The following is a 22,450-nucleotide window of genomic DNA, read 5'->3' as shown; positions in this document are numbered from 1 at the left end:
AAAACTAAACCAGTTTCTTAGCATTAAAATTATGTCATTCCAAATTGTTTTGCCGGCAACCGATTAATGGCAGGTTTCGCTCTCGTGACGTTTCTCTTTCGGGAATAGCCCGTTAAGCTATGCCTGTCGAAGGGGCGTTGGTTGTTTCAAATAACGGATCAAAGGCGGCATTAGTCGGTGTAGGCATGGTTATGGCAACTCGGCCACCAAAAGTGAAGGTTAGAAACTATCATCGGTTAGTCTGGCACGTCAATAGACGAACAAACTAACCATTTGGCTGAATATCCAGGTTTTCTTCCTGGTTCCTGAATGCGGTCGCGGAGTAATAGCGGCTTTAACCGGCGCATTCCGTTGAATGAAATGCTTCATTCGGCCAGCCGGTTCAGGCCGAAACGCCTGGCAATGGCCAGTGCTTTATGATACTCCGCCGCGGTGATAAGGCGCGACAGTTCCGGAAATTCTTTGGCCCGGTAGCAAGGGTAGTACTGGTCCATTAAATTGAGATAAGTGTCGCTGGAAATCTCGTTGGCAATGAACTTTAACACCCGTTCCGTCCCGGCCAGTTGGTTCGGAAGGACCAGATGGCGCACCAAGAGTCCCCGGTAGGCGATGCCATTACCGTTCAAGCGTAGATCGCCGACTTGGCGATGCATTTCCCGGACCGCCGCACGGTTGACCCGCCAATAATCGCGTGCATGGGAATAGCGGCGAGCTATCGCCGAATCGCCGTACTTCATGTCCGGCATGTAGATGTCGATGACGCCATCCAGCAGGGCGAGGGCTTCGGGACTGTCGTATCCACCCGTGTTGTAGACCAACGGCAGGGCGAGGCCTTGGTCTGCGGCGAGCAATAGCGCTTCTAGAATCTGCGCCACCACATGACTGGGGCTGACGAAATTGATGTTATGACACCCTTGGCTCTGCAACTGAAGCATTATCTTTGCCAGTCCATCGGCGGAGACTTCGCGGCCGGTCCGCTTCTGGCTGATCTCCCAGTTTTGACAAAACTCGCAGCGCAGGTTGCAGCCGCTGAAGAAAATCGTTCCCGAGCCGCGTTTGCCCCGCAGTACGTTTTCTTCGCCGTAATGGGCGCCGTAACTGTAAACGATGGCGTTCTCGCCGATCCGGCACACCGCTCCGTTAATGCCTTTAATTCTATCGACACGGCAGTAACGTGCGCACAGGTCGCAGCATTGCAGATGCCGTTTGGCGAGATCGGCGCGTCGCGCCAGCTCTCCGTTGGCGAGCAGGGACCGGTAGCCGGCTCGAAAGCCGGCACGGCCCTTGCACTTGGTTTTGTCGGCGTCCTGCCAGGCATTAAGCGTGTCGATCATGCCTGCCTCGCGTCAAACGGGCGCCGACGAATCGTCGTATTTGCCGCTTTGAAACATCGTCAGTTCCCAACGATGTGCCAATTCATCGTGCCGCAGGATGTAGATATCGTTCTCGCCTGAACGCACTTTAAAATAACTGTGCTCGGTCGCCAACCAACGGTCGATCACTTCCTCGATTTCGATCGCCTTGTCGCCCATGAAAAACCGCTGTGGCGTTTCCCCTTCATGGTCATCGTCACGATATTCGACGCGTAGTGTTAATGAAGCCGTTTTCATAGTATTTCAACCGATATTGCTGCACTGTTTAGCCTATGGTAATTTCAATATGAAGTTTGTGGTAGATAGATCGTAAAAAGGCGGTAAATGTTCAAAGATCCATCTCTTGGAAAGCAGTGGACGGCAAATTTAGCAACCATAAGATAATGTTTTGCCTGCGAGCTGTGAGGCGACTGGCGGGTTATATGGGCCTTATCATTTTGTGTCCGTTATTGGGCGCCTGGCTCGACGGCAAGCCGCTGGGGCCTTACCTGCGTTTTCCGCCGATACCCGAGAGAATCCATGCGCCATCATTTTCCTGGTTCGTCTTCTTTCTGATCGCCGCCGCGTCTTTATTGATCCTCGCACCATTTTTGCGCCGGATCATTGTTAGCGCTACTTCGCCATCGATGCCGCGTCCGGCGAATAAACCTTTTCCTGTCTGGGGCTGGCTGGGGCTGGTCATGATGCTGTTGGCGTGGATTGTGGCGTGGAACCGTTTTCAGTGGGTCGAAACGCTGCAGGAATATACCTTCACGCCGTTATGGTTGAGTTACATTCTGGTCGTAAACGGGCTGACTTACTCCCGAAGCGGCCATTGCCTGTTGCGCGACCGGCCGCGCTACTTGCTGCTCTTGTTTTTCGTCAGCGCGTATTTTTGGTGGAGTTTCGAATTTCTTAACCGCTTCGTGCAGAACTGGTATTACGTCGGCATCGCCGATTTCGGACCGGGGCGATATTTTCTTTATGCCACGCTGCCCTTTGCGACGGTTTTGCCGGCCGTTCTGGGGACCGCCGAGTGGTTACAGACTTTTCCGAAGCTAACTGCCGGTCTGAATCGGTTCAGCCCCCTACCCATCATGAACAACAAGGTTCTCGCTGTAACGGCCATTGGCGCGGCAAGCATCGGCCTGATCGCGTTGGCCATTTGGCCGCGGCAGTTGTATTCACTGGTTTGGCTTCTGCCAATTGTATTGGTCATAGGGTTGCAATCGGCCACCGGGAAACCGAAGTTGTTGCTAGAGACCGAAATCGGCGATTGGCGGAGGGTCTGGCTGCTGGCCATTGCCGGCTTGGTCTGCGGCTTTTTTTGGGAAATGTGGAATGCCAATAGTCTGGCCCATTGGCGCTACAGCATTCCCTATGTGCAAAGGTTCGAGATTTTCGCCATGCCGCTGCTCGGCTATTTGGGTTACTTGCCGTTCGGCATTTTATGCGGCCTGTTTGCCGATTTCGTTCTGCTCTCGTCACCGAAAAAGAATGATATAAAGGACCCGCGCACATAAAATTTGAGTCGTCTCGAATTGAAAAAACAGATGCCTTGCCCGCCATCGACGGAATTGCGGCGAAATTCCGTTATTAGAGTAATCGTTTTAAACAAAGCGGATGGCGGTCGGGGCAATCGCGCAACCATCGAGACCGGCGCGACTCAATTTGCCATCATGGACTGCGGATAGGTATGGCGTGCCCGACCTATTTTGCATTAACCCGACTGGATAAAGTGGTAAAACGAACATACCGATGACGAACCTATTTCAGTTAATCCTGCTATTGACGACCCTGTTGATGCTATCGGGTTGTATGGTAGGTCCCGATTACCAAAAACCGTGTCCGGAGCTGCCGGATCGTTGGAGCGGCATACCGGGCGGGAAGGCTCCCGCAGGAGCGTCGGCCGACCTGAGCGTCTGGTGGCGGGCTTTCGACGATCCGGTGTTAACCGCGTTGATTAAAATGGCCCAACTCGGTAATCGCGAACTTTACCAAGCGGAAGCGCGGGTACTGGAGGCGCGCGCACGGCGCAAGCTGGCCGGCGCCGAGCTGCTGCCGACCTCGTCGATGTCGATGGGCGCCAGCCGTACCGAAACAGAAAGCGCCTTGCGCGGGATCAATACGGAACTTTACAGTCACACCCTGGATGCCAGTTGGGAGCTGGATCTGTTCGGCAAGAAACGCCGCGCCCTGGAAGCGGCGGCAGCGAGCGAACAGGCGAAACAGGAGGATTTGCGCGATGTTCTGGTCAGTCTATGCGCCGAAGTGGCGCTGAACTATGTCGACGTGCGCTCCTATCAAGCGCAACTAAGCATTACCGAAGCCAATCTGGCGACGCAGACGGAAGCCTATCAACTGACCCGCTGGCGCCGCCAAGCCGGGTTGACGACGCAATTGGACGTCGAACAGGCCAAGCTTGCCATGGAAAACACCCGGGCAAGCTTACCCGGCCTGAAAAATTCGCTGGAACAAGCCAAACATAATCTGGCCTTGTTGCTGGGTAAGGAGCCGGCCGCATTGAAAAAAATACTGCAATACAGCGGTGATATTCCCTCCGCCTCCGCTGGCGTGGCCGTCGGCATACCGGCCGATTTGCTAAGACGGCGGCCCGACCTGCGCCGCGCGGAACGGCAATTGGCCGCGCAAACCGCGCAAATCGGCGTCGCCGAGGCGGAACGCTATCCCGATTTGACCCTGTCCGGCTCCATCGGCCTCAAATCGCTGGAATACGCCAGTCTTTACACAGCGGGTGCCAAAGCCAGTGAAGTCGCGGCCAGAGCGATGCTGACCCTGCTCGACTTCGGCCGCATCAACAGCAATATCGCGATACAAAAAGCGTTGCGCGAGCAGGCCCTGGGGTTGTATCAACACACCCTGCTGACCGCTCTGCGCGATGTCGAAAACGCGTTGACGGCCTATGTCGAGGAATCCAAGCGGCTCGAGGCCCTGCAAGCGGCGGCGCTGGCCGGCAAGGAAGCATTGCAATTGGCCAATTTTCAATATGCGGCAGGATTGAACGATTTTCAGGCCGTGTTGGAGTCGCAGCGCGCGCTATTGAATGCGGAAACCGCCGTGGCCGTCAGCAAGGCAGAAATTACCTCCAATATCATACGTTTATACAAAGCCCTCGGCGGCGGTTGGCATAACGAGGACAGCCAGGAGCAACAACATCATGAATGACCAGAACGATTCGTCCCGACCGGCGATCGGCGAGGTGATTGGACTCGATGAAAAAACTCACCGGCGGCGCGCGAAAAAATGGCTGTGGTATGCCGGCATCGGCTTGGCGGTCGTTATCGTCGGTTTGCTCTTTGTCGGCGGCAATGGCCAAAAAGTTCGCTACCAGACCGAAACCGTGACCCGCGGCGACCTGACCGTGACGGTCAGCGCCACCGGCACGCTGGCACCGCTGAATGAAGTCGAGGTCGGCATCGAAGTCTCCGGCACGATCAAATCGGTGGAAGTCGATTATAACGACCGGGTCGAAGTCGGCCAGGTATTGGCAATGCTCGATACCACTCGTTTGGAGGCGCAGGCCTTGCAAGCAAGAGCGGCGCTGGAGGCAGCCCGGGCCAGGGTGCGCCAAGCCCAGGCCACGGCCAGGGAGGCGGAGGCACAATTGGCCAAACAGCTTGATGTCCAAGAGTTGAGCGGCGGCAAGGTGCCGTCGCAATACGATCTAGATGCCGCCAGGGCCACGTTGGATCGCGCCCGTGCCGACGTGGCTTCGGCCAAGGCGGCGGTAACCCAGGCGCAGGGTACGCTGGACGTCAATCTGACCGATCTGACCAAGGCGGTGGTGAGGTCGCCGATCAACGGTGTGGTGCTGGCGCGCTCGGTGGAGCCTGGCCAGACCGTGGCGTCGCAGTTCCAGGCCCCGCAGCTGTTCACGCTGGCCGAGGACCTGACCCAGATGGAACTGCAGGTCGATATCGACGAGGCCGATGTCGGTCTGGTCCGGCCCGGCCAGCCCGCCCGTTTCACCGTCGACGCCTACCCGGACCGCGATTTTCCGGCCGAGATCACCCAGGTGCGTTACGGTTCGGAAACGGTGGATGGCGTCGTGACCTATAAAGCCGTGCTGAGGGTCGCGAACCCGGATTTGAAATTGCGTCCGGGCATGACCGCCACCGCGATGATCACGGTCGAGCAAAGAAACGCCGCGCTGCTGGTTCCCAACAGCGTGCTGCGTTTCTCGCCGCCGGTTAAGGACGAGCAAGAAACCGGCAGCCGCGGCTTTTTGGACGCGCTGCTGCCGCGCCGTCCGCGTTCCCGCGCTCAACGCCCGGCCGCAGCGGCGAACGGCAGAACCCAACAAGTGTGGGGCTTGCGCGACGGCGAACTGGTGCCCTTTACGATCACCAAGGGGGCGACCAACGGGCTCGTGACCGAGATCGTCGCCGGGGATGTAACGGTTGGCTCCGAGCTGGTTTCAGGGCAGATGAACAAGCAATGAACGGGGGGGAAGCTTTATTGGCGTTGCAACAGGTCAGCAAGGTTTACGGCAGCGGCGAGGCCGCGATGCATGCCTTGCGCGGTGTCACCTTGCGCGTCGAGCAAGGCGAATTCGTCGCGGTGATGGGGCCGAGCGGTTCCGGCAAGAGCACCTGCATGAACATTCTCGGTTGCATGGACCAGCCGACGGCAGGGCGCTATTTGTTTCAAGGCGTCGATGTCGGCAAGCTCGGCCGCGACCAGCGCACCTTGCTGCGGCGTTATTATCTGGGCTTCATCTTTCAGGGCTTCAATCTGCTCAATCGCACCTCGGCCCTGGAAAACGTCGAATTGCCGTTGATATACCGGGGCATGCCGCCCAGGGAGCGCTATGCCGCCGCTTCTCGGGCCTTGGAGACGGTGGGGCTGCGCGGCTGGGAGCACCACATGCCCAACGAACTGTCCGGCGGCCAGCAACAGCGGGTGGCGATCGCCCGCGCCATCGTCACCCAGCCCTTGTTGTTGCTGGCCGACGAACCGACCGGCAATCTCGACACCAAGCGGGGCGAGGAGATCATGGCATTATTGACCGGCTTCAACCGCGACCACGGCATTACTATTCTCATGGTCACGCACGAAGCGGAAATGGCCGCATACGCCAAGCGCATCGTGCATTTTCGCGACGGCCTGATCGAAAGCGATCAACAACAAGCGGAGCAAACGTTATGTTAGGCGTGGCGTTTCGGTTGGCTTTTCGGGAATTGCACCGTAACCTGATGCGTTCGATTTTGACGATGCTCGGCATTATCATCGGCGTGGCGGCGGTCATCGTGCTGGTGACGCTGGGCAGCGGCGCGACCCAGCAGGTGACCGAGCGCATCGCCAGCCTGGGCAGCAATTTGTTGATGATCACGGTCGGCAAGCGCATGGGACCGGGGCAACGGTCGACGGCGCCGGCGTTTAAGCTGGCGGATGCCGAAGCGATCGCGCGAGAGGTGCCGGGGTTATTGGCGGTGGCGCCGCAAGCCACGACTTCCGCCACCGCGATTTATGCCAATGAGAACTGGAACACGCGAATCACCGGCAGCACCGACGCCTATTTCACGGTCACCAATAATCAACTGGCGGAAGGGCGCTTGTTTACCGCCAGCGAGGCACGTTCCGGCGCCGCCGTCTGCATCATCGGCGAAACCGTGCGGGAGAAATTGTTCGGCCGAGAAAGCCCGCTGGGTACGCGGATGCGTCTGCAAAAATTGTCCTGCGAGGTCATCGGTCTGTTGCAAGCCAAGGGCCAATCCAGCATGGGAACGGACCAGGACGATATCGTCATCGTGCCGTTGCGCACCTTCCAGCGCCGCATCGCCGGCAACAACGACGTCAGCCTGATTCAGGTGTCGGCCAAGGATGGCGTATCCACCGAAGAGATCGAACAGGAATTGCGCCGGCTGCTGCGCGTGCGCCGCCATTTGTCGGCACAAGAAGAGGACAATTTCAATATCATGGACATGAAGGAAATCGCGACGATGCTGTCCGGTACGACGCAGACGCTGACTAGCTTGCTCGGCGCGGTGGCGGCGGTGAGCCTATTGGTCGGCGGCATCGGCATCATGAACATCATGTTGGTCTCGGTGACCGAGCGCACCCGCGAAATCGGCATACGCCTGGCGATCGGCGCGCTGGAAAAAGAGATCTTGTTGCAGTTTCTGGTCGAGGCGGTGGTGTTGTCGTCGACCGGCGGGCTCATCGGGATCGTGCTGGCGCTGTTGACGTCGGCCGTCCTGGCGAAGGTGCTGCTGGTTCCGTGGGTGCTTAATCTGTCGGTCATCGCCCTGGCCTTCGCGTTTTCGGCCACGGTTGGCATCGTCTTCGGTTACGTCCCGGCGCGGAAGGCGGCGCGCATGGACCCGATCGAGGCCTTGCGGCATGAGTAGTGGAAACGAGGTGCTGCGTTGGATTTTCTAATCTAATCATCGATAAATTTCATCGCTTCCCGCCACCAGGGCTGCAGCGGTAAGGTGTTGTGGCTTGCGCCGGCAAAGCGCCAGAGCTTTTTGGGGCCAGCCAAGCTGTCGAATAAAGCCAGGCTGTTGCGGGCTGGGATGATCTCGTCCTTGTCTGCCAGCACCATCGCAACCGGACCTCGATAATCGATCAGTCTGGAAATGTTATCGTAGCTATCCAAAAGCAACCAGCGCGCCAGGAAATACCAATAATGATGCTGCGCCACGTTGGCCATCGAATCGAACGGCGTAATAAACAGCAAGCCTTTCACCGGAACTTCTTGCGACGCGACGATGCCGGCGGCGACGCCGCTGCCGAGCGATTCGCCGCATAGGAACAAGGGCTCGCCGAATTCGCGCACGGCCAGTTTTGCGGCGACAATACCGTCCCGGATCAAGGCCGACTCGGTAGGCGGGCCTTGGCGCGTGCCATAACCCGGATATTCGGCGACGATGATGCGGTAGCCTAGATTATGCAAAGCGTCGATGAAGTATGTCCGATGCACGGCGGAACCGGCATTGCCGTGAAAAACCAACACCGTGCCTTGCGGATTTGGTGGCGGTGTTTTACTGGTCAAACCATGCAATTGGTTGGCGGAGGGCCAAGGCTTTAAACTTAATTCCGTGAGTTGGGCTTCCTGCTGGCGTTGGCTGAAGGTGCTCGGGAAATACAGCAGTTTGCGTTGCAGCAAGAAAACCGCCAGTAACAATAATAAATAGAGCAAGAGAAAAGTCGTCATTCGCCGAGTCTTCATACATAAGGAGGCCGAAAGTGGCCAGAGGTAGCCGTCTTAGACAAGCAATGCTTATGCGCCATCCGAACGTTACCTACTCAAAGCCATCGAAACGCAATGGCGGGCGACCGGCCTTGTGCCGCAACCAGTTCGCCGCGTTCCGCACCGACGGTCGCCGGATCAACCAGCGTTCCAGCCGATATTTGCCGGGGAAATTTAACAACAGGATGCCGACAAACATCGTCAGTAGTCCCTGTCCCGGTAAAAACAGCATGGCGATGCCGAGCGCGATGAAAAGCGTGCCGACGATGTTTTTCAGCACTAGCCCCAGCCAACGAAAGGCTATGTGCCGGCTTGCCCATGGCAGAATATGGCGTTTTTCCTCCGAGAAATAATCGACCGGGATGCGTACTATCAGCAAGGGAATGAGAAACATTGAGACGAGTAGCGAGAACAGACTCAACAAGCCCAGCGCCAGCAAGGCGGTTTCGTCGTTCCAGATTTGCTCTACGAGTTCGTACCAGGACAATGCTTAACCTCGAAAATGAAGAATCGGTCAGCCAGGGCAGCCATGAGAGGCTATACTGCAATGATGTGTTGCGTCCCATTGGTTTGCATCTTAATCTTATTAGCGCCGCACTTCAAAATTCGCTTTCTTAGCCAAGCATTACCTGATCGGCGAATCTTTTGAGGGTTCAAATTCTGAAGTGCGAACAGTAATATTGTTGTGCAAAGGCAAGTCGTTCGTTCTCGCAGGATAATGAAGGTAAAGCATTGTTCCAATCCAGTCATATCGAGCCATGAATATTCCGAATTTCTACGTCGAGCCCGCCCATTACCCAGTCGACTCAGAGGAGCTGCGTTATGTGCGCAACGCGGTGTTCGTCGAAGAGCAGAACATTCCGCCTGAAATCGAATTTGACGAACTCGACCGGCAATGCCATCACGTGCTCGCGCGCGACCTGGAGGGCCGGCCGATCGGGACCGGGCGCCTGTCGCCGGATGGCAAGATCGGCCGCCTGGCGGTCCTGCCCGGCTGGAGAAAGCAAGGGGTCGGCGGGTCATTGCTGCGCGCCATTATCGACAAGGCGCGCAGCCTGGGATTGACGACGGTCCATGCAAACGCCCAAGTCACCGCCCTGGCTTTTTACCGAAAGTTCGCCTTCGCACAAGAAGGCGACGAATTTATCGAGGCCGGCATCCCTCATCTAACCATGCGGCTCAAGTTGCGACCGGTGGATAAGCCGCCTCGTCCGGCTCTTAAGCTACGCTCGCCTTCCGTGCCGGCCGCGCGTCTGGCAAGCATCGAAGCAACTTTGCAGAGCACCGTGCAACTCATCGCCGAATCGCGGCGCCAACTTTGCATCTACAGTCGCGACCTGGAATATAGCCTTTATGGCCAAAGCGAAGTCGTCGAGGCCCTGAAGCAGTTTGCCCTGCGTAGTCGCGGCGAAAGCGTGCAAATCATCATTCAGGACCCGGCGAAGTTACGCGGCCGATCTCATCCACTGTTGGATTTGGCGCAAAAATTGGCATCTTTTTTTCTGATCCGCACGCCCCTCGAAGAGGAGGACCTGCAATATCCTTCGGCGTTCGTCATCAATGATCGCGATGGTTATTTGTTTCGCTTGGCCGGTAACCGCTTCGAGGGACATTGGAGCCCCAATTTGCCGGCCCGGAACCGCCAGTTACGGGAAGAATTCGAGCGAGTCTGGCAACGCTCCCGCCCCTGTAGCGAATTTCGGGCGCTGGGATGGTAGGCACGCTAAATTAATCATACAAACCAGGAGAGTAGATGAGCAGTTTGTTTGACCCAATTAAGATTGGAGACATCGACTTGCCGAACCGGATCGTGATGGCGCCTCTGACCCGCTGCCGCGCCAGTGAAGGAAGAGTGCCCAACGAGTTGATGGCCGAATATTACGCGCAACGCGCGGATGCCGGTCTGATTTTAAGCGAGGCGACCTGCGTTTCCGCGCAAGGCGTCGGCTATCCCGATACGCCGGGCATTTGGTCGGAGCGGCAAGTCGAAGGCTGGAGCAAGGTTACCGAAGCCGTGCATGCGACCGGCGGACGCATCTTCATGCAACTGTGGCACGTCGGCCGGGTGTCTCACCCCGACCTACTTGATGGCGAATTACCCGTCGCCCCGAGCGCCATTGCCCCGGAAGGCTTTGTCAGCCTGTTGCGCCCGCAGCGGGAATTCGTCACGCCCAGGGCGTTAGATAGCGAAGAAATCCCCGCTATTATCGATAGTTATCGCAAAGCTGCAGAGAACGCCAAACGGGCGGGGTTCGATGGCGTCGAAATCCATGGCGCCAACGGTTATTTGCTCGATCAGTTTATGCAAGACGGCACCAACCGACGCACCGATGCCTACGGCGGTTCGGTGGAGAATCGCGCCCGGTTGCTGCTGGAAGTCACCGATGCCGCCATTTCCGTCTGGGGAGCCGGACGCGTCGGCGTGCATTTGTCGCCGCGTGGGGACAAGCATTCCATGAGCGACTCGAACCCGTTGCAGACCTTCGGTTATGTGGCCGAACAGCTGGGGAAACGTAAGGTCGGCTTTATCTTCACCCGCGAATTTCGAGGTGGCGACAGCATCGGTCCGGCATTAAAAAAGCGCTTCGGCGGCGTTTTGATCGCAAATGAAGACTTCGACCTCGCGCAAGCGCAACAGGCGATTGCGGCCGGCGAGGCCGATGCGATAGCTTTCGGCAGGAAGTTCATCGCCAACCCTGATTTGGTTAAACGGCTGCGACTGAATGCGCCTTTGAATGCCCAAGACATGGAGACGTTCTATGGCTATGGCCTGCCGGACCCCGCAGTGGGCTATACGGATTATCCGACTTTAGAGGAACGAGGGGAGGCCATGTCCGGTTAACAAAGCCGCTTGCGTAATGACTATGGCATGCATTGATTCAAAAGTCTAAAACTTAGAATTCGATCCTAAGCTTTCTCGTCTCGATGATTGCGGGGCGTCGCGTTCGCCAATGCGCTAGCGGCATCGTGCCAGCCTTCGCAGCTGTTGCGGCCATGACGTCCCTTGATTAAATTGAGCAGATATTTGGCTTTGGCATAAATTTGAAAAAATAGAAGAATAAGCCGCCGCTTCCTCCGGGAGATTGGCGACTGGGCGCATATCAGTTTGTCTTCGTATATGCCGCCGTCGATCATCCCTACCGACCCCCAGGCATAAACTGAAACCTTTGCGCCCAAGGGAAGCCGCGGGCCAAGGACTACCGCATCCAGAAGGTCTCCATCCAAACCGATGCGCGCGGGAATCGAGCCGTAGTTAAATGGGCAAGGCACGGGAGAGATAAAATCCAATTTTCCATTGGAGCCTCGTTTCAAAAAGCTGCCGCGCGGTATCTCAATGATGACATCGACCAAAGGAGCCTGTTTGTGGAGGTAAGTAGAATTCACTGATAAAAAATACATGTCGTTTTTTTGATTTTATCAATGATATGAACTGAATGGATAAATAAAAACCGTAAGTCACATTCCTTTACAATAGCCGTTGTCCGGTTTCGTAATTTTGGCAGTTCTAGCTATTAAAACTTAACTGGTTGTATTCCATCAAAATTGGATGGATGAGTTCGACCCAAGGGCCCCCGAATAGGGCATAAGTTGCAATGGTAAATAAGCTGCCGTTAAAAACGTAGGTGCGATTAGCTTGCGTAATCGCACATTTCGAGGGCATCATTCCTCCGATTACGCTATCGCTAATCGGAGCTACGCTGGCTGAGTGGCTGGCGAAAGGTGTATGGTTGTTAATCTCATGGCAGTCTCCAGAAATGGACTAAAGAATGTCCACTTCAGATAATTGCAGAAATTATGTCCAGTCTTTTAGACAGGATGCCTTGCTGAGGCCGCTGATTACACGCTACAAACCCTTCGGCACCATACTGCTATACATAAAAGGAAACTTCACATAATGGCCGAATTGTGACTGTCTTTATCTGATTACATCCAACCTAATTTATAAAAATATTAGCTCAAGTCGCGGTCAATAAAAGAGTCTACGAGGAATGAAAACTATCAAATAGTGGGTTACATGGCTAAAAACATCCAGCCTCAAGTTTCGAAAATACGTGTTGCAAAATCCCTCATTTGGGATGTCGATATCGGCCGGGCTGAAAGTAAAATGGAATGTTTTACGCTTGCCCGGCGGGGATGGAGGTAAAAGGGGGCGATAGTTTAGTCGGTCATTTTTTTGATAAAGACATAGGCATAGGCCACTGAAACGCCAAAAATTCCGGTAAGTAGAATGTCTATAAACATAACTGTGCTCCTGGTTGAAATTGTTTTCATTCTTCTCTAACGCATAGAGACGTCGATTACTGTTAATGCCATTTCCATGCCAATCGTCTTACGGCGTGTTTTTCGTGTAAAAGAAAAGCGTTTTCTGTCGGTGGCCCGAAAGATAAGTTCATCAAATCAATGATTTATAAAACGGCAGAAAGGGGCTTATTTTGCTGCCCGTAACCAGAGAATAATGATTCTAAAAAGGAAAAAGGTTGAAATAAACCGGTCCGCCGGTTTATTTCAACCAATATGGTCTTTTGGCGCCAGCGACTATGCCGTTCGCCATCTACAACAGGACATTTAAGGAAAAGGCCATGCAGAAATGAAAAAGGAGTTACAAGTTAATAGAGGATTGCCGGATGAACTGAACGAACAATCGTTGTTGGCGTTGTTTCGTTCCGCTGAGGACGAGAAACTGAAGGAGTTGGCTGAAAACGAGAGCAATTATACTGTTTGCCGAAGAATGAATGGAATCGGTCATGCGGCGGGTCTTAAATATCTGCCCTTACTCATGCGGAGACTGTCAAATTAACAGGAATGCCTTGCGTGTCCGGTTGTGCCAGGATGGCCGCCTGCTCCAGCAAACCTCAGAGAGGGCTAAAGCGGCGGCACGGCCTATAATGCAATATTTTTATATCCGATAGCGTTTCGGGACATACTTACCTTAATGCCAACCGCCATATTGCTTGGTTGGGTCGCCGCGAAAACCGGTCGAGGTCTTATTGGCGTCTGGCGCATTGACCGTACTATCGGCCGCTAAAACCATATTGCTGTAGGTATAACCGCCCAGCTCCTTGGCACGCTTGGCTATTTTCGTGGTGTAAGGAGAAATGTCGTAGACAGACACCATTTTGGAAACGCCTACGGCGATTAATGGCTCGGAAGCGCCTTTTGGACGGATGCTCAGAACAATCGGCAATTTAGTGCCTGCGGGGACTTCCACTTTATAGTGTTTATCGTTCTTTAGCTCCGTCGTTGCGACAGTGCGACCGGAACTATCGGCGACTTTGATTTTTCCTTCCAGAACCGGTCCGTTTTCATCGGTTACCACGCCTTCCAAGACCATGTTTTGCTCAAAGCTTTGTTCCGGAACTTTGAGCGCGGGACTTTTGGGTTTTTGGCTATCGCAAGCCACTAACAAAAAACTGCTCATAAAAAACAAAGCCAGTAGGCCTTTCGAGATATGATTTTTATGATAGTGATACATAGCATCCTCCTCTGTAAGTGAAGGCGTTTAAGAACGCTTCGTAAATATAATTTGGAAAAGCTTAATCGACATTAGCTCGCTACAGCGCATATCGATGTTTCAATCGGGTTATAGACTAAGCAAACCGATTTGAATTCAACGCCGGCGTGAATGTCGCTAAGAGGCAACCTAATCGCTAGGTCTAGCAAGCTGACATCTTGAAACAATAACTCGCTCAAGGCAATTTTTGTTGCAGATAGCGGATTGTCATCGGGAAAATGGCATCAATTCTCAGTCTTGATTGGCTTCTATAATTTCATAAGCGTAACCCCAGGTCATCGAGATACGGCTAGGACGGCTAGCTCGAAAATTAGAGTATACTAATGTTTAAACCAAGTAAAGTTCTGGGTTATTTTTTCCTCGAAATGCCTCACTGTAATGATTCGTGATTTCCGATAATTCACGTCTCTAGCTTTGTTCGCGCGAAAATGTAATCGGCGACAATTTCGTGGAACAAAACATTTCAGGAGGTAACCGATCATTTATAATTGAAGGCAAACGGCTTTTCAATTGAACGTTCAGAGTTCATTCCAAGACAAGACATTCCGTGCGAACGACAAAGTAGTTATGAAAATAGGTATACAGACCTGGGGGTCGAACGGCGACATCCGCCCGATGATCGCATTGGCCGATGGGCTGCAAAAAGCCGGACATAGCGTGACCTTGGTGGTGACCAGTCTCGATAACAGACGTTATGCGAAAGAATGCGGCGATTTCAGCATCGCCTATCGGCAAGTTCCCGAGCATATGGAGTTCGATCTGGAAGATTTTGCCCAACAAACGTTTCGCATGAATACGGCGCAATGGTTGGTCGCTTTGCTCGATGCGGCGTTTTTCCCGCATGAACAAACGATTTATCAGGCGGCCAGGCAACTGGCCGAGGAAAACGACTTGGTCATCGGCCATCATTTTCTCTATCCGTTGAAAATCGCCGCCTTGAAAAGCAATAAGCCGTTTTACAGCGTGACGTTTTGCCATGGCGTGATACCGTCCGCCAGCGTTCCGCCCTTTCGCTTCCCCGATCTCGGGCGCTGGCTGAATCCGTTGCAGTGGCGGTTAATGGACTACGCCTTCGATTTCATTTTAAAAAAACAATTGACCCGACTGTGGAATCAGGAAGGCTTGCCTGAGATCAAGCATGTCATGACCGACCTGCTCAGTTCGGACCAGCTCAATCTGATCGCCGTCGATCCGGTGTTTTGTCCCAGCCGCAGCGAATGGCAGCCACGTCACCAGGCCTGCGGTTTTCTCAACTTGCCCACGGACCAGGACGATTGGTCGATTAACGACGCACTGCAACAGTTTTTAAATGACGGGCCAGCTCCGGTTTACATGACCTTCGGCAGTCTGCAGCAGGCCGTTCCGGAATGGAGCATGGAATTGTTCACCGAGGCGGCACGCTTGGCCGGTTGCCGAGCCATTATCCAGGCCAGCTCGAACAACTATCCGGAAAACAGCCGCCAAGGAAATCTTTTTTTCATCGGCCGGCATCCTCATCAAAAACTGTTCAAACACTGCGCGGCGGTCGTCCATCACGGCGGCGCCGGTACCACCCATTCCGCCACCCTGTGCGGCCGGCCGTCGATTGTCATTCCTTTCATGGACGAGCAATTGTTTTGGGGGCGGGCCGTCGAAAAACTCGACATGGCGACCAAGCCCTTGCCGGCCAGAAAAGCCGACGCCGCGCAATTGGCTTCGCGAATCAAAACCATACTCTCAGACGACCGTTATCGCACCCATGCTGAACAAGTGGGTGAAATCATCAGCCGAAGGCAGGGGGTGAGAAACGCGGTGGATTTGATACTGAGAAGAGCCAGCCCAAAAGACGATTGAATCGAACGCGATCGGCCGTTATGGAGGGCATCAATTGGCGAAGACTAAGCGCGCCGTAATAGACTGGCTTGGTAAAACACTGGAGTGGGATGGCGCGGACCATGTTACCATGCCGCTCGTTGATCAAAAGTTAAGCGGTATAAAAGATGGATGAAGCTGATAAATCCCTGCAGGCCTACGACAAACTACAACAAAGCGTTCCCTCAATCGGATTCCTAAGCCGAAAAAAAAGAATCGCGGCCTACCTGAAAGTCACTGGCTTGGCGCAGCGCATGATAGACGAGCAGGAGATAAGCGAGGAGCAGGCGTTATATTTATTGTCGATATTGGCGCGTAAATGCGCGCCTTTCCAAAAGGCGATGATGATGACGGCCCTTAATTTGGCGAGTATCGACCGCCGCCTGCTGCAACCGGTGGCGTTTAAGTACGCCAACGAGTTTCGCTGCAGTATGCAGTTGTTACCGGTCGGGGATGACGAATCGAACGAAACCTGAATATTCGTCCGGTAGTCAGTCGGTTGGGCTAAACATGAATGAAGCACTACAATTTATAGCCGTGTCTGAATGTTGGGCTTCGCTATCGTTTTGCTTAATTTCCCGAACTGGCTGTGTCGTTATAGGGATGGTCGACCAATAAAACAGCGGCAACCAGCGCGCAGACATATAGATCGTTTCTGGGAGCGCCTTCCACGGCAATTTGTTCTACGCTAGCGAATTCCCAACCTCTGGAACGGTAGATATCCTCTAAACAAACCAGCGATTTTTCCAGTGATTGTTGCTTGCTCAAATTGACGTCCCCATGTTCGATGATGATTGATGCCTCGCTCGTATCCTGGTTGATACCGACTAACAAGGAAGCCGCGACATTATGGCTATTTGACGCCGCGAAAGCATAAGCCATGGGCAGGAAAACGCCGTTGTCCGTATGGCTTGCCAGTTGTTCCTTGCTATTGACGATCTGCCAATGGGGCGGGATAAACGACGACGCCTTAATGGCGTTGGCCGCAACGATATTCGCATCCCGTTCCGCCGCGTCGAAAGCCGAAAGCTCCGTTTTTCCATAGCCTATGCCCGAGGTGAGGTAAGCCTTACCCGTTTTCTTGTGCCAATCATGCATGGGGATTGATTCCTTCCTGGTTATTTGTCTCTTGGTTGCATAACGCTTCGAATGTAACACGAACTGGATTCTAAGCAAGTGGTATTATCAACTCATACCAGCTAAGCGTGTCTTGTCCGATATAACGGCGCTGGTTGTATGCCGATATTTCATGGGACGGCGTTTACGTCAAGAGAGTAAGGCAATACCGTACTGATTGCGAAACGATCGAGAGTAATGGTTTGGATTTGTTGGACAGCCAGTCATCGCCGCAATCCTTTGCTCTATCAGGCACGATAGAGCCAAACATGGCGCGGAGTGCCTTCGCGGGCCTGCAAGGATGGCGGCATAGGTTACGCAATCAATGCCTCGATAAGCAAAGCAATTGACTGACCCGAGGCTGGAATCTAAACTCATTACCGCAATCATGCTAAAGCGATCCAGCCACCAGAGAGGTCAACATCATGATAATCAATCCGCTTACTGTTGGTCCCATTGTCGGTCATGCCGATGCCGATCACGTCCGCCTGTGGGGACGCGGCGAACTGGAAATCACGTCGGCCGGAAAACCGCGCAGGTGTTTCGGTGTCGCCCGGATTCGCAAAAACGGCGATGCCGATTACAGTCCCGCCCGTTATTTCAAGATGAACCCGAACTTCGATATGACCGGCATCGCCCTGTTTCACGATTTAAAGGCGGATACCCCATACGAATTTCAAATGGGCTACTTTTTTGCCGAGCAGGAGCTGACCGAACTGGATGCGATCACCGACATAGACTGGCGCAACGCCGACCAGGGACGGTTCCGCACGGCCAGCAGCGATCCGAAGGCCACCCGCGAATTTATCTTCGGCTCCTGCCGTTATCTGCTGCGGCTGTTCGGCGGCAGTTGGTTCGACGACCGCGGCGACAAGACATTCCTGTCCATCAACCAGCAGATCGAAAAAGGTAAAAAAGTCGACAAGCTGTTGATGGTCGGCGACCAAATCTATGCGGATGACCTCAATTTCCTGGCGCCCGATGCGCAATTGGACGAATTCCTGCGGCGCTATCGCGACGCCTTTTCCCAGCCCTATATCCGGGAATTGATGAGTCAGGTCCCGACCTACATGACGCTGGACGACCATGAGATCGAGGACAACTGGCCGGCACTGGCCAGTCAACGGGACATGATGCTGAAATATCCGGCCGCGATCCATTCCTATCAGGTCTATCAGATGAGCCATAGTCCGCTGCTGAAACATGACGGCAAGGGTAAATTGGTCGGTACGCCCGATTGTTTTTATTACCAGTTCAGCGACGGTTGTTGCGATTTTTTCGTGACCGATACCCGCACCGAGCGGGAACCTGAGGTGGGTGCTGATGAAGGCGATATAATCGGCGAACAACAAATGCTGGCATTGCTCGATTGGCTGGGCGACGGCTCCGGCAAAGCCAAACTAATCGTTTCCGCCGTGCCTTTTTTTCCCGACACGCAAAAGGAAAACGAGGACAAATGGGGCGGCTTCCGCAAACAACGCGACCGCATCATCGCTTTGATCCGCGCGAAAAAAATAAAACGCGTCGTCTTCCTTTCCGGCGACGTGCATTGTTCGATGGCCGCCGAACTCAATATCGGCACCGCCGACAAACCGTTGGCCATTTATTCGGTCATTTCCTCATCGTTTTACTGGCCTTATCCGCACATGAAACGCCGCCACTTTCAACTCAGCGGCCATGTCGCCTCGGCCGATGACAGAAACGCTTATCAATTGGGCAAAATCAGCGAGGTTTATTCCGGCGACAACTTCACCCGCGTCAAAGTCACGCCGAAAACGCTGGATATCAAGGTTTATGAGCGCAAGGGCGAGTTGTTGCAGAAAATTCGTTTTCAATTTTAATCTCCCTGCAGCCCCGCTCGCCAATTTTCAAAAGTTTTCCAAAACCTATTGAGGCGGAATAATTGAGTTGCGAAAAGAGACCGAATCGGAAATATTTCGGGTTTCCGATGTTTCTTTACAACTTAGTTATCCATCCGCTTTTGCCGAGCTGGTGCGCCAGTCATAACCAGTGGTGAATATTCTCCTCCGGTTTGGGTAATTACCCCCGGAAACAGTCAAGGACTATTAAAAAACCAGTAAATTCAACGAAATAAAACTTGGCATGGTATCTGTATTGAGATTGATGACAACAAGAAAGTTGGAATTGATCTCAGGAGAATATCATGCAGTTGTTCAATTCATTTTCTCAGATCGCACATGAGACGAAGAGACTGTTGAGAGGCTACCTAGTCGCTCCCGGTTTCAGTGTTGCGCAAACGGCAACCGGGCGTGAACAAGCCCAGGAATTCTGCTTCAAGCTGCCAATTCCCTATGGCCAGGGACCTTGAACTTAGCCCGCTCAGACTTTGAGCAGCCCATTAGTCGATTGACCAAAGTGATTTAAACGATTACCGGGCGCTTTAGCACGAAACGATCTGGTTGCTGGAAACCGGATTTCATTTCAAGAGGAGATAGTGTCATGAATACAAAAAAATTAATCAATACCGTAACAATCATTACCTTCATTTTCGGGGCCACGGTTCTTTCCAAGGAAGTGTCGGCAGCCCAAGCGAATAACGGCGAAAAAATGCTGGAACAGATTTCCAAGGAGGGGCGGGAAGCGGCCCGCGAAATGAAGTGGTCCAGGGTCGCCATGTTTGATGGAAATATCGATCAGGCCAGCAAGTTATTGACGAAGGCAAAGGAAAATCTGGCCAAAGTTGAAAAGCAAGAGCCGCAGTTAGTCGTCACCGTCAATACCGAGGAAAAGCTTGGAGGGAAAACGATCGGCCAGCAAAAATCGACGATGACCAATGATTTGATTCCGATCGATGCCGGTCTGTCTTTGGCGGAAGATTATGTCGCCACGCCGGAAAAGAATGAAAAAATCAAACAGGCTAACGAGCATTTGAAGAAAAAAGAGACTTCGAAAGCCGTCGAAGTATTGCGCGAGGCGGATATCGGTGTTTCGGTTTCCCGGGTACTGATGCCAGTCAAGGACACCATCAAACATGTCGATAAGGCGATTGAATTGGTGGGCGAACACAAATATTATGAAGCTAACCTGGCGCTGAAAGCCGCCGAAGACGGGTTAATCGTCGATTCGGTATTGCTTTATCAACCGACAGCGGCTACCGGTTCTTGAGATAAGGCTTTGTTGCTGGCGACTATCCACCCGGATTATTTCCGGGTGGATTTTTCAGTTTTTTACGATGTTTAAAAAAAGTCGTGGTGCTTGCTTGCGCACTCTCGGGATAGAGTCGAGGGTTCGGTCCGGACGGCAAAAGTCTGTGATGCTTAACAGGCATAAGGAATGACGGCTCGTCGAAGACCGCTAAGTAGGTGGCCGACTGCATCGATCGTTAAACGGAGGATAGCATGACAAATTCAGAATTAGCGTTTCCCCGTGTCGTTATCGTTGGGGCGGGTTTTGCCGGGCTTGCGGTCGCCAAGAAACTGGCCAATCAAGCCCTGCGGGTGACTCTGATCGACCGGCACAATTACCATTTGTTCCAGCCATTACTGTATCAGGTCGCCACGGCAGAACTGACCGCTTCGGAGATTGCCGTTCCGATCAGGCATATTCTCAAAAAAGCACAAAATATCGAAGTCATTCTTGATGCCGTCAATGACGTCGACACGCAAAACCAACTCGTGACAACGGAAAGCGGTAAGCAATTGCCGTATGACTACCTGGTTCTGGCCGCTGGCGCGCGGCACAGCTATTTTGGTCATGACCAGTGGGAAAGGTTTGCGCCTGGCCTGAAAACGATTGAAGACGCCCACTTGATTAAAAACCGTATTCTGTCCGCCTTTGAAAGAGCGGAAGTCGAGGCCGACCCTGAATTACGCCAAGCGTTGCTTACCTTCGTCATCGTCGGCGGGGGGCCGACCGGCGTCGAGTTGGCCGGGGCCGTGGCGGAAATCGCCCGCAAGTCGATGGCCCATGAATTTAGGCATATTTCGCCGGAATTGGCGCGCATTATTCTGGTCGATGCCGGTCCGCGCGTGTTAGCCGCATTCGATGAAAAGCTGTCGCGCAAGGCTTTGGCCGATTTAAAAAGTTTGGGAGTCGAAGTGCTGACCAACACGCCGGTGGAAGGAATCGATGAACTTACCGTGCGCTTGGGCGATCATAACATCGCGAGCGAAACGGTGATCTGGGCCGCCGGGGTTCAGGCATCGCCCGCGGCTCAGTGGCTAGGGATAAAAGCCGAGCGCGGTAATCATATCCCGGTTGACGATAACATGAACGTGGCCGGTTTTGACAATATTTTTGCCATTGGCGATACCGCGAGTTTCATTCCGGCCGGAAGCGACCGTCCCTTGCCTGGCGTGGCGGCGGTCGCCAAGCAGCAAGGGCACTTTGTCGGAAAATTCATTCGGGCCAAAGTACTCGGCAACAAGCCGCCGCTGTTCCGTTACCGGGATTACGGCAGCATGGCCACGATCGGTCGCAATAAGGCTGTCGTTTGGCTTAACGGTTGGCGAATCACCGGTTTTCCCGGCTGGCTGTTGTGGAGCGTCGTCCATATTTACTACTTGATCGGCTTTCCCAACCGCTTTCTGGTCGCCTTCAATTGGTTTTGGAATTATTTAACTTCGCAGCGGAGCGTACGCCTGATATTCGGTATAGAAAAAACTAAATCATAGCTTTCGCCTGGGATGTATCGGGCGAAACGAGGACGAAAGAGGGTGCATGTATGACAACAAAGACGATGATGCTCTGGCGCAAATTAATGCTCGCCGTTGCGCTTGCCGCTGGCTTGATTTTTCTTAGTCATGAACTAAAACTTCATCTGCCGGCTATTGAACAATGGGTCCTCGGTCTCGGCTATTGGGCGCCTCTCGGCTTCATCGTTTTGTTCGCGTTGCTGACGCCCTTGCTGGTTTCCGTCGATGCGCTTTGCTTTGCTGCCGGGTTATTGTTTTCATTGGCCGCCGCCGAGTTTTATATGATCCTCGCCACCTACCTTGCCGCCACGGTCATTTTTTTGCTGGCGCGTCATTTATTTAAGCGTAAAGTGGAAAGCTTTATCGCGCAACGACGAAAATTATACGATTTAAACGGCTCTTTGCAACAACATGCCTTCAGGTTGATGTTGTTACTAAGACTGACGCCGTTACCGTTCGCCTTGCTCAGTTATGCGTTTGCCGTCGGCCCGGTTCGTTTTTGGCCTTACCTGGCCGCGACCAGTGGTATTTTAGTTTACAATGGGACGCTAGTGTATTTGGGCTATGCCACCAAACACCTGGCAGGCTTAATCTCCGGCGACAATACGCATGTCGCTATTCCGCATTCCCTGTTAATCGCCGGGTTGTTGGCGACATTTGCGATATTGTTTTATGTGTCCAAGCTTGCCGGCAATACGCTTAAGGAATTAAGCGGCAAAAAATAATTCTTTAATATTTCGACAGCGAG

Annotated in this window: 21 protein-coding genes; 14 read left to right on the top strand and 7 right to left on the bottom strand. The window is 53.5% G+C overall.

All coding sequences use genetic code 11. The features are described 5' to 3' along the window. Nucleotides 1–365: 365 nt before the first annotated feature. Together EP25_RS0112000 and EP25_RS0111995 are read right to left on the bottom strand one after the other, a co-directional pair. Nucleotides 366–1,334, bottom strand: coding sequence for a radical SAM protein (locus tag EP25_RS0112000; RefSeq protein WP_084191027.1), 969 nt, complete (start codon nucleotides 1,332–1,334; stop codon nucleotides 366–368). 12 nt (nucleotides 1,335–1,346) lie between these two features. Continuing rightward, complete coding sequence (locus EP25_RS0111995) at nucleotides 1,347–1,610, bottom strand: hypothetical protein (RefSeq protein ID WP_031434114.1); 264 nt, start codon at nucleotides 1,608–1,610, stop codon at nucleotides 1,347–1,349. A gap of 185 nt (nucleotides 1,611–1,795) precedes the next feature. Here EP25_RS0111995 and EP25_RS0111990 point away from each other — a divergent pair, with 185 nt between their 5' ends. The 5 genes from EP25_RS0111990 to EP25_RS0111970 all read left to right on the top strand — a co-directional run bounded on the left by EP25_RS0111990 (nucleotide 1,796) and on the right by EP25_RS0111970 (nucleotide 7,723). Beyond that, nucleotides 1,796–2,875 carry a hypothetical protein gene (locus EP25_RS0111990; protein ID WP_031434113.1) on the top strand — a complete coding sequence of 360 codons (1,080 nt, stop codon included), beginning with the start codon at nucleotides 1,796–1,798 and terminating at the stop codon, nucleotides 2,873–2,875. A gap of 235 nt (nucleotides 2,876–3,110) precedes the next feature. Next, nucleotides 3,111–4,538 (top strand): efflux transporter outer membrane subunit, encoded by a 1,428-nt coding sequence (locus tag EP25_RS0111985; protein WP_031434112.1) that lies wholly within the window; start codon nucleotides 3,111–3,113, stop codon nucleotides 4,536–4,538. Between the two features lie 34 nt (nucleotides 4,539–4,572). Continuing rightward, nucleotides 4,573–5,814 (top strand): efflux RND transporter periplasmic adaptor subunit, encoded by a 1,242-nt coding sequence (locus EP25_RS0111980; RefSeq protein WP_235185890.1) that lies wholly within the window; start codon nucleotides 4,573–4,575, stop codon nucleotides 5,812–5,814. After that, nucleotides 5,811–6,524, top strand: coding sequence for an ABC transporter ATP-binding protein (locus tag EP25_RS0111975; RefSeq protein WP_031434110.1), 714 nt, complete (start codon nucleotides 5,811–5,813; stop codon nucleotides 6,522–6,524). Before EP25_RS0111980 ends, EP25_RS0111975 begins: the two co-directional genes overlap by 4 nt. Further along, on the top strand, nucleotides 6,518–7,723 hold the full coding sequence (locus EP25_RS0111970) for an ABC transporter permease (protein WP_031434109.1): 1,206 nt from the start codon (nucleotides 6,518–6,520) through the stop codon (nucleotides 7,721–7,723). Before EP25_RS0111975 ends, EP25_RS0111970 begins: the two co-directional genes overlap by 7 nt. Before the next feature lie 32 nt (nucleotides 7,724–7,755). On the opposite strand, the gene EP25_RS0111965 is transcribed toward EP25_RS0111970, so the two are convergent. Further along, nucleotides 7,756–8,532, bottom strand: coding sequence for an alpha/beta hydrolase (locus tag EP25_RS0111965; protein ID WP_235185889.1), 777 nt, complete (start codon nucleotides 8,530–8,532; stop codon nucleotides 7,756–7,758). A gap of 88 nt (nucleotides 8,533–8,620) precedes the next feature. Next, the gene (locus EP25_RS0111960; RefSeq protein ID WP_031434107.1) at nucleotides 8,621–9,055 is read right to left on the bottom strand and encodes a PGPGW domain-containing protein; all 435 of its coding nucleotides are present in this window, start codon (nucleotides 9,053–9,055) and stop codon (nucleotides 8,621–8,623) included. 271 nt (nucleotides 9,056–9,326) lie between these two features. On the opposite strand from EP25_RS0111960, the gene EP25_RS0111955 reads away from it, so the two are divergent. Both EP25_RS0111955 and EP25_RS0111950 read left to right on the top strand, forming a co-directional pair. Next, complete coding sequence (locus EP25_RS0111955; RefSeq protein WP_031434106.1) at nucleotides 9,327–10,286, top strand: GNAT family N-acetyltransferase; 960 nt, start codon at nucleotides 9,327–9,329, stop codon at nucleotides 10,284–10,286. 35 nt (nucleotides 10,287–10,321) lie between these two features. Continuing rightward, nucleotides 10,322–11,410, top strand: coding sequence for an alkene reductase (locus EP25_RS0111950; protein ID WP_031434105.1), 1,089 nt, complete (start codon nucleotides 10,322–10,324; stop codon nucleotides 11,408–11,410). Nucleotides 11,411–11,475: 65 nt separating this feature from the next. Here EP25_RS0111950 and EP25_RS0111945 read toward each other — a convergent pair whose 3' ends face one another. Continuing rightward, nucleotides 11,476–11,967, bottom strand: coding sequence for an inorganic diphosphatase (locus EP25_RS0111945; protein ID WP_051906618.1), 492 nt, complete (start codon nucleotides 11,965–11,967; stop codon nucleotides 11,476–11,478). A 1,189-nt stretch (nucleotides 11,968–13,156) separates the two neighbouring features. On the opposite strand from EP25_RS0111945, the gene EP25_RS23910 reads away from it, so the two are divergent. After that, entirely contained in the window at nucleotides 13,157–13,366 is a 210-nt protein-coding gene (locus EP25_RS23910; RefSeq protein WP_031434103.1) for a hypothetical protein, read from the top strand. 132 nt (nucleotides 13,367–13,498) lie between these two features. Here the strand turns inward: EP25_RS23910 and EP25_RS0111925 are convergent, their stop codons facing one another. Then, complete coding sequence (locus EP25_RS0111925; RefSeq protein ID WP_051906616.1) at nucleotides 13,499–14,041, bottom strand: hypothetical protein; 543 nt, start codon at nucleotides 14,039–14,041, stop codon at nucleotides 13,499–13,501. A 606-nt stretch (nucleotides 14,042–14,647) separates the two neighbouring features. On the opposite strand from EP25_RS0111925, the gene EP25_RS0111920 reads away from it, so the two are divergent. Together EP25_RS0111920 and EP25_RS0111915 are read left to right on the top strand one after the other, a co-directional pair. Further along, the gene (locus EP25_RS0111920; protein ID WP_031434101.1) at nucleotides 14,648–15,913 is read left to right on the top strand and encodes a glycosyltransferase; all 1,266 of its coding nucleotides are present in this window, start codon (nucleotides 14,648–14,650) and stop codon (nucleotides 15,911–15,913) included. 146 nt (nucleotides 15,914–16,059) lie between these two features. Further along, complete coding sequence (locus EP25_RS0111915) at nucleotides 16,060–16,407, top strand: hypothetical protein (RefSeq protein WP_031434100.1); 348 nt, start codon at nucleotides 16,060–16,062, stop codon at nucleotides 16,405–16,407. 94 nt (nucleotides 16,408–16,501) lie between these two features. Here the strand turns inward: EP25_RS0111915 and EP25_RS0111910 are convergent, their stop codons facing one another. Next, nucleotides 16,502–17,029: a pyruvoyl-dependent arginine decarboxylase gene (locus EP25_RS0111910; protein WP_031434099.1), complete on the bottom strand. Its 528-nt coding sequence runs from the start codon at nucleotides 17,027–17,029 to the stop codon at nucleotides 16,502–16,504. A 443-nt stretch (nucleotides 17,030–17,472) separates the two neighbouring features. On the opposite strand from EP25_RS0111910, the gene EP25_RS0111905 reads away from it, so the two are divergent. The 4 genes from EP25_RS0111905 to EP25_RS0111890 all read left to right on the top strand — a co-directional run bounded on the left by EP25_RS0111905 (nucleotide 17,473) and on the right by EP25_RS0111890 (nucleotide 22,427). Then, nucleotides 17,473–18,888, top strand: coding sequence for an alkaline phosphatase D family protein (locus tag EP25_RS0111905; RefSeq protein ID WP_031434098.1), 1,416 nt, complete (start codon nucleotides 17,473–17,475; stop codon nucleotides 18,886–18,888). A gap of 619 nt (nucleotides 18,889–19,507) precedes the next feature. Next, nucleotides 19,508–20,173, top strand: a complete 666-nt coding sequence (locus EP25_RS0111900) for a YfdX family protein (RefSeq protein ID WP_031434097.1) — start codon at nucleotides 19,508–19,510, stop codon at nucleotides 20,171–20,173. A gap of 233 nt (nucleotides 20,174–20,406) precedes the next feature. Continuing rightward, entirely contained in the window at nucleotides 20,407–21,681 is a 1,275-nt protein-coding gene (locus EP25_RS0111895) for an NAD(P)/FAD-dependent oxidoreductase (protein WP_031434096.1), read from the top strand. Between the two features lie 50 nt (nucleotides 21,682–21,731). Continuing rightward, entirely contained in the window at nucleotides 21,732–22,427 is a 696-nt protein-coding gene (locus tag EP25_RS0111890) for a TVP38/TMEM64 family protein (RefSeq protein ID WP_031434095.1), read from the top strand. Nucleotides 22,428–22,450: the final 23 nt, after the last annotated feature.

Origin of the sequence: Methylomarinum vadi (assembly GCF_000733935.1) — a bacterium.
In the GTDB taxonomy this organism is placed as follows: domain Bacteria; phylum Pseudomonadota; class Gammaproteobacteria; order Methylococcales; family Methylomonadaceae; genus Methylomarinum; species Methylomarinum vadi.
This window is presented reverse-complemented; position numbering and strand designations above follow the sequence as displayed.

What these genes read in the sequence shown, in the direction of transcription:
- EP25_RS0111995 (WP_031434114.1), bottom strand. Translation starts at nt 1,610, where the DNA reads ATGAAAACGGCTTCATTAACACTACGCGTCGAATATCGTGACGATGAC.
- EP25_RS0111950 (WP_031434105.1), top strand. Translation starts at nt 10,322, where the DNA reads ATGAGCAGTTTGTTTGACCCAATTAAGATTGGAGACATCGACTTGCCG.
- EP25_RS0111890 (WP_031434095.1), top strand. Translation starts at nt 21,732, where the DNA reads ATGACAACAAAGACGATGATGCTCTGGCGCAAATTAATGCTCGCCGTT.
- EP25_RS0111970 (WP_031434109.1), top strand. Translation starts at nt 6,518, where the DNA reads ATGTTAGGCGTGGCGTTTCGGTTGGCTTTTCGGGAATTGCACCGTAAC.
- EP25_RS0111975 (WP_031434110.1), top strand. Translation starts at nt 5,811, where the DNA reads ATGAACGGGGGGGAAGCTTTATTGGCGTTGCAACAGGTCAGCAAGGTT.
- EP25_RS0111955 (WP_031434106.1), top strand. Translation starts at nt 9,327, where the DNA reads ATGAATATTCCGAATTTCTACGTCGAGCCCGCCCATTACCCAGTCGAC.
- EP25_RS0111910 (WP_031434099.1), bottom strand. Translation starts at nt 17,029, where the DNA reads ATGCATGATTGGCACAAGAAAACGGGTAAGGCTTACCTCACCTCGGGC.
- EP25_RS0111915 (WP_031434100.1), top strand. Translation starts at nt 16,060, where the DNA reads ATGGATGAAGCTGATAAATCCCTGCAGGCCTACGACAAACTACAACAA.
- EP25_RS0111965 (WP_235185889.1), bottom strand. Translation starts at nt 8,532, where the DNA reads ATGACGACTTTTCTCTTGCTCTATTTATTATTGTTACTGGCGGTTTTC.
- EP25_RS0111895 (WP_031434096.1), top strand. Translation starts at nt 20,407, where the DNA reads ATGACAAATTCAGAATTAGCGTTTCCCCGTGTCGTTATCGTTGGGGCG.
- EP25_RS0111900 (WP_031434097.1), top strand. Translation starts at nt 19,508, where the DNA reads ATGAATACAAAAAAATTAATCAATACCGTAACAATCATTACCTTCATT.
- EP25_RS0111925 (WP_051906616.1), bottom strand. Translation starts at nt 14,041, where the DNA reads ATGTATCACTATCATAAAAATCATATCTCGAAAGGCCTACTGGCTTTG.
- EP25_RS23910 (WP_031434103.1), top strand. Translation starts at nt 13,157, where the DNA reads ATGAAAAAGGAGTTACAAGTTAATAGAGGATTGCCGGATGAACTGAAC.
- EP25_RS0111990 (WP_031434113.1), top strand. Translation starts at nt 1,796, where the DNA reads ATGGGCCTTATCATTTTGTGTCCGTTATTGGGCGCCTGGCTCGACGGC.
- EP25_RS0111945 (WP_051906618.1), bottom strand. Translation starts at nt 11,967, where the DNA reads ATGTATTTTTTATCAGTGAATTCTACTTACCTCCACAAACAGGCTCCT.
- EP25_RS0111985 (WP_031434112.1), top strand. Translation starts at nt 3,111, where the DNA reads ATGACGAACCTATTTCAGTTAATCCTGCTATTGACGACCCTGTTGATG.
- EP25_RS0111905 (WP_031434098.1), top strand. Translation starts at nt 17,473, where the DNA reads ATGATAATCAATCCGCTTACTGTTGGTCCCATTGTCGGTCATGCCGAT.
- EP25_RS0112000 (WP_084191027.1), bottom strand. Translation starts at nt 1,334, where the DNA reads ATGATCGACACGCTTAATGCCTGGCAGGACGCCGACAAAACCAAGTGC.
- EP25_RS0111920 (WP_031434101.1), top strand. Translation starts at nt 14,648, where the DNA reads ATGAAAATAGGTATACAGACCTGGGGGTCGAACGGCGACATCCGCCCG.